The organism is Paenibacillus sp. FSL P2-0136, from assembly GCF_037975325.1.
In the GTDB taxonomy this organism is placed as follows: domain Bacteria; phylum Bacillota; class Bacilli; order Paenibacillales; family Paenibacillaceae; genus Paenibacillus_AQ; species Paenibacillus_AQ silagei.
On sequence record NZ_CP150244.1, the window covers coordinates 1,467,411 to 1,479,741 of the forward strand.

At 51.4% G+C, this 12,331-nt stretch carries 11 protein-coding genes; 7 read left to right on the top strand and 4 right to left on the bottom strand.

All coding sequences use genetic code 11. The annotated features are described in order from the left end of the window. Window positions 1-233 precede the first annotated feature (233 nt). Both NYE26_RS06115 and NYE26_RS06120 read left to right on the top strand, forming a co-directional pair. Window positions 234-914 (top strand): hypothetical protein, encoded by a 681-nt coding sequence (locus NYE26_RS06115; RefSeq protein WP_339254642.1) that lies wholly within the window; start codon window positions 234-236, stop codon window positions 912-914. Window positions 915-1,443: 529 nt separating this feature from the next. Further along, window positions 1,444-2,766, top strand: coding sequence for an IS4 family transposase (locus NYE26_RS06120; protein WP_339249709.1), 1,323 nt, complete (start codon window positions 1,444-1,446; stop codon window positions 2,764-2,766). A 318-nt stretch (window positions 2,767-3,084) separates the two neighbouring features. Here the strand turns inward: NYE26_RS06120 and NYE26_RS06125 are convergent, their stop codons facing one another. Both NYE26_RS06125 and NYE26_RS06130 read right to left on the bottom strand, forming a co-directional pair. After that, window positions 3,085-4,128 carry a HAMP domain-containing sensor histidine kinase gene (locus NYE26_RS06125; RefSeq protein ID WP_339254644.1) on the bottom strand — a complete coding sequence of 348 codons (1,044 nt, stop codon included), beginning with the start codon at window positions 4,126-4,128 and terminating at the stop codon, window positions 3,085-3,087. Then, entirely contained in the window at window positions 4,125-4,799 is a 675-nt protein-coding gene (locus NYE26_RS06130; RefSeq protein WP_339254646.1) for a response regulator transcription factor, read from the bottom strand. Before NYE26_RS06130 ends, NYE26_RS06125 begins: the two co-directional genes overlap by 4 nt. Window positions 4,800-5,013: 214 nt before the next feature. Between NYE26_RS06130 and NYE26_RS06135 the strand changes: the two genes are divergently transcribed. Further along, on the top strand, window positions 5,014-7,392 hold the full coding sequence (locus NYE26_RS06135) for an ABC transporter ATP-binding protein/permease (protein ID WP_339254648.1): 2,379 nt from the start codon (window positions 5,014-5,016) through the stop codon (window positions 7,390-7,392). Between the two features lie 195 nt (window positions 7,393-7,587). After that, window positions 7,588-7,929 (top strand): hypothetical protein, encoded by a 342-nt coding sequence (locus NYE26_RS06140; RefSeq protein ID WP_339254650.1) that lies wholly within the window; start codon window positions 7,588-7,590, stop codon window positions 7,927-7,929. Between the two features lie 44 nt (window positions 7,930-7,973). On the opposite strand, the gene NYE26_RS06145 is transcribed toward NYE26_RS06140, so the two are convergent. Together NYE26_RS06145 and NYE26_RS06150 are read right to left on the bottom strand one after the other, a co-directional pair. Further along, complete coding sequence (locus NYE26_RS06145) at window positions 7,974-8,264, bottom strand: hypothetical protein (RefSeq protein WP_036725809.1); 291 nt, start codon at window positions 8,262-8,264, stop codon at window positions 7,974-7,976. 162 nt (window positions 8,265-8,426) lie between these two features. After that, window positions 8,427-9,857 carry a DHA2 family efflux MFS transporter permease subunit gene (locus NYE26_RS06150; protein WP_339257351.1) on the bottom strand — a complete coding sequence of 477 codons (1,431 nt, stop codon included), beginning with the start codon at window positions 9,855-9,857 and terminating at the stop codon, window positions 8,427-8,429. A gap of 299 nt (window positions 9,858-10,156) precedes the next feature. Between NYE26_RS06150 and NYE26_RS06155 the strand changes: the two genes are divergently transcribed. The 3 genes from NYE26_RS06155 to NYE26_RS06165 all read left to right on the top strand — a co-directional run bounded on the left by NYE26_RS06155 (window position 10,157) and on the right by NYE26_RS06165 (window position 12,302). Beyond that, a complete protein-coding gene (locus tag NYE26_RS06155) occupies window positions 10,157-10,738 on the top strand; it encodes a TetR-like C-terminal domain-containing protein (RefSeq protein ID WP_339254652.1) in 582 nt (193 codons plus the stop codon). 120 nt (window positions 10,739-10,858) lie between these two features. Further along, on the top strand, window positions 10,859-11,686 hold the full coding sequence (locus NYE26_RS06160; protein WP_339254654.1) for a metallophosphoesterase: 828 nt from the start codon (window positions 10,859-10,861) through the stop codon (window positions 11,684-11,686). 139 nt (window positions 11,687-11,825) lie between these two features. Continuing rightward, window positions 11,826-12,302, top strand: a complete 477-nt coding sequence (locus NYE26_RS06165; RefSeq protein ID WP_339254656.1) for a VOC family protein — start codon at window positions 11,826-11,828, stop codon at window positions 12,300-12,302. Window positions 12,303-12,331 lie beyond the last annotated feature (29 nt).

Sequence of the window (12,331 nt, forward strand, 5' to 3'; positions counted from 1 at the left end):
GCTGTGGCTGAATGTGTGGAGTATGTTATTGACGGGGGGAGCAAGCCGGTACTATAATCTGAAAAACGGATGAAGCACATCCCGCACCCTGATTGATTGGGTGCGGGATTTTTTGTGCGTGAATATGCCTGTAACTTTAGGTTCTGACGCCCCCGGAAGTGAGTGGAGACAGGTGGGATGATCAAGCTCAGTTTGCGGGGGGAGAGTTGATTTTATAGAGGAGGAAAAGAGAAATGGGATTTGCTGAAGAGCATCAGAGATGGCTGGAATATCATAAGAAACGCAGGACGGGGGAACGTCTGGACCGGCTGGACCGGGGGCACCGGCATGGGGAGCAGATGTTTGTGGAGCGGGTATGGTGGCCGATTTTCGGGAAGTTGGATGATCTTCACCCGGAGTACGAGGTTGCCGATTGGCGGGGCAGGCCATATTTTGTGGATTTTGTGTGGAAGCCGGGACAGGTTAAGTTCGCTATTGAGATCAAAGGATATGGGCCGCATGTTCAGAATACGGACCGGACCCGCTACCGCCAGGAGCTGAACCGGGAGACGTATCTGCAGATTGCCGGATACCGCGTCATCGCCATCCCGTACGATGATCTGGAGTCTGCACCGGAGCAGACTATCTCCCTGCTGAAAGCTTTGCTAACCCCAAGTTTGTTGAAAACCAGTTCGGAGGGGTGCAGTCAATTTACGAGGATAGAGCGTGACATCTTGCGGATGGCGAGCCGGATGAATGGGATGATTCGGCCGGTGGATGTGGTGAAGGGGCTTGGAGTAAATCGGCGGACTGCGAGGAAATATATCAATATTCTATGTGAGAAAGGCAAATTTAAACCCGTTTTGGCGCAGGATAGTAGTCGAGTCTGCCGGTACGAGCTGATTCATAGTTTCATTGATTCAGAGATATGGTAGGCGGAGATGAGGGGCATTAATGCCCCTAAATCCGGCAAAGTTGGCGGCGCGGCGGAAATGAGGGGCATTAGTGCCCCTGAATCCGGTAAAGTCGGCGGCGCGGCGGAGATGAGGGGCGTTAGTGCCCCTGAATCCGGCAAAGCCGGCGGCGCGGCGGAGATGAGGGGCATTAGTGCCCCTGAATCCGGCAAAGCCGGCGGCGCGGCGGAAATGAGGGGCATTAGTGCCCCTGAATCCGACGAAAGCCGGCGGCAGGCGGAAATAAGGGGCATTAGTGCCCCTGAATCCGGCAAAGTTGGCGGCGCGGCGGAAATGAGGGGCATTAGTGCCCCTGAATCCGACGAAAGTCGGCGGCGAGCGGAAATGAGGGGCATTAGTGCCAATGTCATTAAGTTAAGATATAGAGCCAAAACAAGAAAAAGGCAGGTTATCGAAAAGATAGCCTGCTCTTTTTTTGCACAAAAAAAATCTTGACAATCCGTAGAAAACGTGTGGCGAAGCCCCTTGAAAAAACGAGGAGGTTACGCCAATGAATGCTTATGCAAATTCGCTGAAAGACAGACTGACTTCTCTTATCCGAGAGATGGCGGCTGCCCCCGCGCCTTACGTCAGAAACCCGGGAAAGGATTTTACCCGAACGAAAAAACTACCCTTTGAAACGGTTATGCAAACCCTGATCTTTATGGGCGGCAATAGCCTCTATAAGGAACTGTTGGAATCGCAGGGCTATGACGTTAACACCGCAACTTCTTCTGCTTTTGTTCAGCAAAGAAATAAAATTTTGCCGTCTGCGGTCGAATCTTTGTTTCACACCTTTACCGCGTCCCATACGGAATTCAAGGATTATCGAGGCTATCGATTATTGGCCATTGACGGTTCCGATCTGCATATTGCAACAGATCCTGCGGACCCGTTGACCTATTCTCAAAGTCAGCCCCACTCGAAAGGCTTTAACCTTCTGCACTTGAACGCTGCTTATGACCTCTGTAACCGGCTTTATGTGGATGCCATTGTTCAACCTCGAAAGTTCCGCAACGAAGGAAGGGCACTGGCCACAATGGTGGATCGCTCCCCCATTCAGGGTAACGTCCTTGTGACGGGGGATCGAGGATTTGAAAGCTATAATACGTTCGCACATCTGGAACGGAAAGGATGGAATTACGTCATACGCGTCAAGGATTTGCATTCGAATGGTATTCTTTCGGGTTTGCACTTGACCTTGGACGGAGCGTTTGATCAGGAGATTCACCTGACGCTGACTAAAAAACAAACAAAAGAGTTCAGGAATCGCCCCGAAATCTATAAAGTTCTTCCGGCTACCTCTAGCTTTGATTTTCTGGACATGCAAGAGAACTTGTTTTACCCCATTTCCTTTCGGGTGGTTCGTTTCCTCCTGCCCAGTGGCGATTATGAAACCGTCATTACCAATCTGTCTACTGCTGAATTCTCACCGGATGAACTCCGGGATCTGTATCATCTGCGATGGGGCATTGAGACCTCTTTCCGGGCTTTGAAATACACCATTGGTTTGACCCATTTTCACGCAAAAAAGCAAGAGTCCATTACCCAAGAGATATTCGCAAGAATGATCCTCTACAACTTCGCTGAAATGATTACCTCGCACGTAGTCATTTCCCAAAAGGATAAACGGCACCTCTACCAAGTCAACTTCACGGTAGCCGTTCACGTCTGTAGACATTTCCTGCGCTCCAAGGGCGATGGACCCCCGCCTGATGTGGAAGCTTTGATTCGCAAAAATATTTTGCCGATTCGTCTCACCCGTCCTGGGCAAAGGAATACACGCAGAATACGTAGCAAATCCGCCATTAGCTTCGTCTACAGAGTAGCATAATTCGGTTCGCATGAACATTTTTTTAAGTGGATCTTCCATCCGCTTTGTTTGCTATGCGCTTTTTTCCTTCCTTACACCAAAAACAAACGGCATAGGACGTTTCCCCATACCGTTTTGGATTCTCTTTATTAATTCCAAACTTATCTTTGAACTTATCTTAATGACATTGGCATTAGTGCCCCTGAATCCGGCAAAGTTGGCAGCGAGGCGGAAATGAGGGGCATTAGTGCCCCTGAATCCGGCAAAGTTGGCGGCGCGGCGGAAATGAGGGGCATTAGTGCCCCTGATCCCCCCGCAAACGGCCCCACGGCTAATGCCTCACCCCCCGCCCACCGGCAGCTTGATCGTGAACGCCGAGCCTTGGCCCGGCTCGCTGCGCACCTCAATGGTGCCTTTGCTCAGGCTGATGATGCGCGCGGCGAGCGGCAGGCCGAGGCCGTTGCCCCCGGCAGCGCGGGCGGGGTCGCCCTGGTAGAACTTCTCGAAGATGTGCTTGCGCACCTTCGGGGTCATGCCGATGCCGGTGTCCGCGATGACCACCGAGATCCAGGCCCCGTCCGAGTGGAGCGCGACCGAGATCGTTCCGCCCTCCGGCGTGAACTTGATCGCATTGCCGATCACATTAAGCCACACCTGCATCATCAGCTCCTCGTTGCCATAATACCGCTGCTCATCCAGCTCAATATCCAGATTGAGCTGCTTGGCGGACCAGAGGGATTCCAGCAGCAGCAGGGCCTGGCGGAGCTGCTCGTCCAGCGGATATTCGGCCAGCTCGGAGAGCATCTCCTGGTTCTCCAGCTTGGATATCTTAAGGATGTTACCGGACAGGTTGGAGAGCTGCCGTGAGCTCTCAATGATCATTCCGGTATATTCGTTATGCTCTTCCTTGCTCAGATTCTCTTCCTGCAGCAGCATGGCGTAACCTTCGATTGCTGCAATGGGCGTCTTGAATTCGTGAGACACATTCACGACGAAGTCATTACGGAGGGTCTCGATGCTGCGAAGCTCCTGAACCATAAGGTTGAAATGATGTGCCACCTCACTGATCTCATTGATCCGGTGGGACTCATTCAGATAGATATTGAAGTTGCCGTCTGCAATCTCTTTGGCTGCCTTGCTGAAGTCTGTAATCGGGGCCAGGATCTTCTTGCCCACCATAATAGTGATCGTGGTCCCGACGACCAGGCTGAACAGCATCATCGTCAGAACGGGCGGAAACGGATTGCCGTGCTCCCTGGTATGATTGCCCAGCCGGTAATACAGGAAGGCTATGACTCCCAGGATGAAGACAAAGAACAGAATGATCACGAACACCATTGAGACGAAATACCACCATAGCCCCCTGTCTCTTCCCCGAATCATCCCTGCTTCACCGCCTTATAGCCAAGCCCTCTGACCGTGACGATTTCAAAATCCGGATTGTCCCTGAAACGCTCCCGCAGCCGGTTAATGTGAACCACCACCGTATGCTCATTCGACTCGGAGTCCATCCCCCAGATTTCATCCATGAGCTGCTGCTTGGTGAAAATTTTATTCGGATAAGAGATCATTTTATAGAGGAGATAGAATTCCTTTTGCGGCAGCACGATGCGCTCAGGCCCCTGAATCACGGTTAACGCATCATAGTCCAGCACCGTTTCTCCCCATTCGATTTTGCGTTCGCTGATGATTTTGGCCCGGCGCAGCAGCGCCCCCACACGCAGGAGCATCTCATTCACATTGACCGGCTTGACCATATAATCATCAATGCCAACGAGGAAGCCCTGCTGCTTATCGGCAAAATTCTCCCGCGCCGTCACCATCAGGACCGGAAGCTGACTATTGTTGTCCCGGATCATCCGTGTCAGCTCGAAGCCGTCCATCACGGGCATCATAATATCGCAGATCATCAGATCGATATATTCCTTATCCAGCATCGCCAGCGCATCCTCGCCATTCACAGCCGGAACCGTGCGGTAGCCGTGTCTGGTCAGTACAGTACAGAAGAGCTGCCGCAGCTTGGCGTCATCCTCAACTACAAGAATAGTAAACATAGGTTCTCCTCCTGGAACGGTTCCATGTTATAGAACGTATAGCCTGTATATATGTTCTGTGGTTTTTTAAGTATACCTCATCAAGATCAACTTAATCTCAACCGGGAGTTTAGGTTTAGTTTATATTGGACGATTATACTGGGGAACAGCAGGACAGGAAGTGTGTCGCACCTACAGAGAATAAGAGTATAGGAATGGAAAGGGAGACTGGACAATGCTGCAATTAAAAAACATTACCAAGAGCTATAAGACCGGCGAATTCACTCAAGTTGCACTGGATAAAGTAAATCTCAATTTCAGAGAAAGTGAGTTCGTTGCGATTCTGGGCCAGAGCGGCTCGGGCAAGACCACGCTGCTTAATATCGTCGGCGGACTGGATCAGTATGACAGCGGAGAGCTGATCATTAACGGCCAATCGACGGAGCGCTTCAAGGACAGCGAGTGGGATGCGTACCGCAATAACAGTGTCGGCTTTATTTTTCAGAGTTATAATCTGATCTCGCACTTAAGCATCACAGACAACGTGGAGATGGGGATGACACTCAGCGGGGTATCTTCAGCCGAGAAGCACCGCAAGGCGCTGGAGGTACTGGAGAAGGTCGGACTTAAGGATCATGTGCACAAAAAGCCGAACCAGCTCTCAGGCGGACAGATGCAGCGTGTGGCGATTGCCCGTGCGCTCGCGAACAATCCGGATATTATCCTGGCCGATGAGCCTACCGGAGCCTTGGATTCGGAGACCAGTGAGCAGATCATGGAGCTGATCAAGTCGATTGCCGAGGATAAGCTCGTCATCATGGTTACCCATAATCCTGAGCTGGCAGAGAACTATGCAGACCGCGTAATCCGCTTCTCGGATGGTCATGCGATCTCGGACAGCAATCCGCTGCCTACACAGAAGACCTCAAGTGCGTATAAGCTGAAGCAGACAAGCATGAGCTTTTTCACAGCCCTCAAATTATCCGGCAAAAACATTGCCACCAAGAAATGGCGCACGGGGTTGACCGCTTTTGCCTCCAGTATCGGAATCATCGGTATTGCCCTGATCCTGTCCCTGTCCAATGGCTTCGACAAACAGATCAGCTCCTATGAAACCGGGGCCTTATCCAACTTCCCGATCTCCATCAACCAGACGGCAATGAATTTGCAGAATGCAGGTCCTCCAGGCCAGGAAACAACGGAGCTCCCCTCCTATCCGGCTGAGAAAAAGCTGTATCCATACGACCCTACGGTGAATTCAGCCATCCACACGAACGTGCTGACCAAGGAGTATATCGAGTACCTTGACGGAATCGATCCCAAGCTGATTGACGGCGTCTCTTACACCCGTACCGTGAATATGAACTGGCTGGTGAAGAATGGGGACAAAGCGTCGGTTCTGGATAAAAGCAAGATCACAGTAGCACCGTATCCAAGCAAACAGGGCAGTGCCTCGGGCAGCTATCTGGAGCAATACTATGATCTGCTGGAGGGGAAATTCCCGACAGAGAAGACGGATCTTGTGCTGATCGTGGATCAGTACAACCGTCTGACCGATGGAGCAGTGAATGCGCTTGGACTGGATTATGAAGCAAAGAGTATCAATCTGAGTGATCTGGTCGGAACTCCGCTTAAGCTGGTCATGAACAATGATTATTATAAGCAAAATGGTGAACAGTTTGTAGTCAATGCAACCGGAGGGAATCTGAATGACCTCTACAACAGCCCTAAGGCAGTAACACTTAATATTGTCGGTGTGCTGCGCGCACAGGAGGGGTCGACAATCTCAACGCTGTCGCCCGGCCTGGTCTACTCCGATGAGCTGGCGGCTTCCTTCATTGCAGATGCACAGAAATCGAAAATTGTACTCGCACAAGAGAAATCTGATATCAATGTATTGACGGGGCAAGCCCTGTCGGAGGGGGTCGCAGGCGGAGGCTCCGGTACCGGAATGGGCGAGATGCCGCTAGTGAACGCCGGGATGGCAGCGGCAGCCAGCATGTCGTCCATGACGAAGGAGAATGCCCTTGCAGCGCTGGGGGCCACGGATATTCCAAGCGCAGTCTCGCTGTATCCGATTGATTTCAGCGCCAAGGAATCTGTAACGGCTTATCTCGATAAGTGGAATGAAGGGAAGGCTGCCGAAGCTCAGGTACAGTACACCGACCTCGCAGCTATTGTCACCAACATTTCCGGCGGAATTATGGACGGGATTACGATGGTGCTGATTGCTTTTGCGGCGATTTCCCTGGTGGTCTCCCTGATCATGATTGCGATCATTACTTATATCTCCGTGATGGAACGTACGAAGGAGATCGGCGTACTGCGTGCACTGGGTGCCCGTAAGAAGGATATCACGCGGGTGTTCAATGCCGAGACCTTCATTATCGGAGCATGCTCGGGGATTCTGGGCATCGGCATCACTTATCTGCTGACCATCCCTGTCAATGCAGTCCTCTACAACCTGACGGAGCTGAAAAATGTCGCCCAGCTGAATCCGCTCCACGCGCTCGTTCTTGGTGTCATCAGCGTCCTGCTCACTATGCTGGGCGGAGCTATTCCGGCCAAGATGGCGGCGAAGAAGGACCCGGTGACTGCCCTGCGCAGTGAATAACCAGCCGTAGTCCAGATCAGCCAGACTGAAATAACGAAATGATGAAATGACGAAGAACCAAGGGAATCCGTTCCTTTGGTTCTTTCTGCATTTAATTTCCGCATGATAAATCGTCATAGATCACAGACATACAGGGATATTGTGGGATAAAATAACAGGAAATAGAGAGTTAATCATGTATCCAGGAGGGATTAAATGAAGACCAGAGGCAAGTTACAGGTCATTGCAGGTTTTCTTATGCTGGCGGCTATTATTACCTTGCACGATGTGCTGGAGAATCAGAATCTGAGAATCGTATTATCGATCACTGTAGCGGTAGCCGCTGCTTATTTTCTTTCCAAAACCAGTCTTCCGCAGCAGGTATCCGGCAGAACGATGACGGTAGCGTTAGTATCACTGCTGATATTCACTTGCGCATACCATATTCTTTTGTCCGTAGTTCTGGAGCAGAGTATATTCGCTAATGGCTTTTGGATGTTCTTATGCGTCATTTATTTGTTAGTCTGGATGCGTGACCGGCTAAGCCCCTCAAGATAAAAGCAGCCGCTTGCATTGGAGGTAGCCGGAGCAGCAGTCTGGGATTACTCCGCAGAAGGCAGCTGGGCGCGCAGCGTTTTCTTTTTGTTAATCTCCTTGGACAGCTCTAACTGCTGCTGGGAGATTTTTTTGAGCTCGGCCTGCAGCTTGGTGATACGGCTCATTTTACTGCTGAGGGAGCTTGGGGATGAGCTAAGCTTACAGTCTTTTTCCAGCTGGTTGATCTTGAGCTTGGTCTTGCGGGTCTTCTTCTGCAGCTCTGTAATACCGGCTTCCATCTCTGCGATCTCCTGGTTTAAACGATCCAGCACCGGTTTTGTGAAATTAATAGCCATTCGGGCACCTCTTACTTTTCTTGATATAATAAGCATTCAGGATATCATTGTACTATAAGCGCTACGTATATGCGAGGATGTAGAAGAAGACCCGTGGAGTGCGCTCCGCGGGTCTTCTTCTGTCAGCAGCCTATGGAATAGCACAGCAGGCAGGTGCTCTCCTCAGACCTCCTCGGCGACAACGGTCTGCTGCTTCAGGGCCGGTTCCTTGGCTTGACCCACCTGCTTAATGAAGAAGGAGAGTAAGAGCCCGATAATGCCGATGCCCACAATAACCAGATAGGAATCGTTGATGCCCTGGATGGAAGCCTCCATTACCATATGCTTCTGAGTCTCGCCGGCAGTTCCGCCGCTGGCTGCGAGTTCCTGGAAGTGAGTGGCGGTACGGCTGGTCATCACGGTGACCAGCAGAGAAGTGCCTACTGCGCCGGCAACCTGCCTTACGGTATTGGAGATCGCTGTACCATGTGAATTCAGCCTGGAGGGCAGCTGATTCAACCCGAGGGTCTGAATCGGCATCAGCAGCAAGGCCATGCCGATCCGGCGGCCGGTGGACATCAGCATCAAATAACCGTAGCTTGTCGAGTCTGTAAGATTCACGAAGCTGAGTGTAGTCAGAATCGTGATCGTCAGGCCGATAATGGCGAGCCATTTCGCTCCGAAGCGGTCGAACAGCTTGCCGGTGACCGGCATCAGCGCCCCCATAATCACCGCGCCGGGCAGCAGCAGCAGGCCGGATTCCATAGCGGTGAAGCCGCGGGCATTCTGCAGATAGAGCGGCAGCAGCATCATATCCGCATACATCACAATCGTAACCGCCACACTGATGACGGTGGTCAAGGAGAACATATTGTATTGGAAGGCCCGCAGATCCAGCAGCGGGCTCACGGAGGTGAGCTGCTTCCATATGAATAATCCTAGGGACACGGCGCCGGCGGCCAGCGACAATAGCACCTCTGCGCTGGACCAGCCAGCACTGGCTGCCCGGCTGAAGCCATAGAGCAGGGTGCCGAATCCGATGGTGGACAGGATCACGCTGGTAATATCGATTTTGGGAAAAGATCGCTCGGCCACATTTCTCAGATAAATAAAACCGCATACGATGACCATAACCGTGAGTGGAAGCATGCCGTAGAACATCATCTCCCAAGAATAACGTTCCATAATATATCCGGCCAGCGTAGGGCCGATAGCCGGGGCAAAGATAATGGCCAGCCCGACCATCCCCATGGCGGCTCCTCTTTTCTCACGCGGGAAGAGGGTCAAAATAACCTGGGTGAGCAGCGGCATGATAATGCCGGCACCGGCAGCCTGAATCATCCGTCCGGTAAGCAGCACCGGGAAGCTTCCCGCGAGCGCTGATACAAGGGTACCCGCAAAGAAAATAAACATCGAGGCCTGGAACAACTCCCGTGTAGTAAATCGCTGCATTAGATAGGCCGTAATGGGAATCAGCACACCGTTAACCAGCATATAGCCGGTAGTGAGCCACTGGGCCGTGGCCGCCGTAATATTGAAGTCATGCATCAGCTCCGGTGTAGCCACGCTCATAATGGTCTGATTCAGCGTAGCCAGAAAGGCACCGAGAATCATTACGAAAAGAATAGGTCCCTTGGAAATGGACTGGGCTTCTTTGCTTGCTGTCTTGTTACTCACTATTCTTCATCCTTTCAAACCGCCAACTCATGGACTAAATTTACAATGTGTCGTATAGTTTACAATGTATAAAGTAGATTATAAATGAAAATATCATGTAATCAAGCAACGATTTTCGGGAAAATGTAAATTAGTTTACACTTAGAGGATATGTGTAGTGTATGTGGTTGAAAAACGACACTTTAGACTGAAATTGTAGCCTGCTCTCGGGCGGGAGCAGATTGGAGCGAATAGATATGACTAATCTCAACGAGCGGACAGATCCGCGCGTCCTTCGTACACGCCAATTCCTCAAAGAGGCTCTGATTGAGCTGATGGAAGAGATGAGCATAGAGAAAATCACCGTCAACCGCCTTGCGCAGCGGGCCCAAATTAACCGAGTGACCTTCTATCTGCATTACCGGGATATCCCGGATATGCTGGAGAAAATGGCGGATGATATGGCTGAGGAGGTTCTGGAAGTGGTGAGAGAGGATACGGACTTTATGGGAGCTGCACCAGAAGAGAAGTGGCCGATGCTGGAGCACCTGCTTGTGCATATTGCAGAGAACGCCAAATTCTACAAAATCGTACTTACGTCGCGGAAGAGCACGATATTTACCGACCGGCTTTTTAAACTGATGGCAGACATTATTTCTGCACGGGTGGAGAGCAGGGTTACCGCGCATGACGCTTCCGAAGTAACGGTACAGAAGGACATCGCTGTGTGGTACGGCTCGGCGGCCCTCATTGGCACCATCATCGCCTGGCTTCGGGAGGATATGCCGTATACACCGCAGTATCTGGCCAAGCAGATCACTTCGCTACGGGCGAATTGATTGCCGGAGGCAGATCAGGATGGCTCCACAGGTCCAAGAGCAGCCAATTCCTCCCGCATATAAATAGTAGAGACTACTATGTATTCTGAAGCTATTTTTGATGAGGTGGGGTGGTGCGAGATGAAGAGACAGGCAAGACCGGCACGGAAGCGGGTGCTTCGCGCCAAGCGGCAGGCTGTACCCGGAGTGAAGCGCAGAATCAAGGCACAGACAGTTGAGTTTGCGGTGTTTGGTGACAGCCATGTGGGATATGGTAACAGCTTGAGCATCTTTAAGAGTCTTTTGCCTAAGGCAGTGAGCAGCGGGAACAAACGGTTTATCATCTTCGGGGGAGATAACACCCAGGCGGGGGCGGATCACGGGAATAACGCCGGGACGTACTATAAGGAATTCAAGGACACCGTTACCAGTACGCTGGGAAGCATCCCTTATAAGGCATCTATTGGAAATTGGGAGGCCAGCACACGGTCGTTGTTCACTCAATACTTGGGGGCGGTGTCCGGACAGATGAATTTTCCGGGAACGCAGGGCAAGGTGAGATATGTATGGCTGGATTGCGCACTGGGCCAGTTCACGCCGGCCAGCCTCAATCTGCTGCGTAATCTGGATGACAGGTATTTCTATATTATTGATTTCCACTGGCCGCTCCGGGTACAGGGCATTACGGTGGATTCCAGCCATGTGCTCAGTGCGGCCGAGACCTCCAAGTTCTTCACAGCCATTCCGGCAAAAGCCAGAGAGAAGGTGCTGGCGATCTTCACACATCATGGTCACAAATTCTACCGGAAGCTGAATAACATCTATCCGGGGTACACCAAGACCAAATTCTTCGTCACCGGCTGCTCCGGGGACTACAAATGCAAGCCCGGCGGGAATATGGGCTATTATAACGCCACATTAACCAGCAGCGGATCAGGCTATAAAGTCGAGGCTTTTATTGCCCACTAAGCTAATTAGACGGAGCATAACTGAGGAGAATGTCTTCAAGGACATTCTCTTTTGTCTTTTGCTGCCTTATGAGAACTTGACAGCCCTTTCACAGGTTGGGTATGGTTGTCTGGTCAGCAGATAAAGGAGGCAGAACAGAATGTCAGGATTACTTGGAAATCACTTCATGACACAGATTGGGATTCTGGTTCACGATATCGAGAAGGTGAGTCAGGCGTATGCAGACTTTTTCGGACTGGACAAGCCTCAGATCAGCATCACGGACACGGCAGACATTGCCCGGACGGAGTATAACGGCGGAGGGACAGGGTCGAGGGCGAAGCTGGCTTTTTTCGACATGGGTTCTCTGCAACTGGAACTGATTGAACCGGATCATGAACCGAGCACCTGGCGGGATTACCTGAATGAGCACGGGGAAGGGGTTCACCATATTGCGTTCGTGGTCGAAGGCATGAAGGACAAGATCATGCTGCTCGAAGGCAAGGGATTCCCGCTCCAGCAGAAGGGCGAGTATACCGGCGGACGGTATGCCTACTTGGATACGTTCAAGGAATTGAAGGTAGTGTTGGAACTGCTGGAGAATGACAACGATAACAGTAATAATAAGGATCAGTAATACAAATAGAATTCAGACGGGAGGAATTA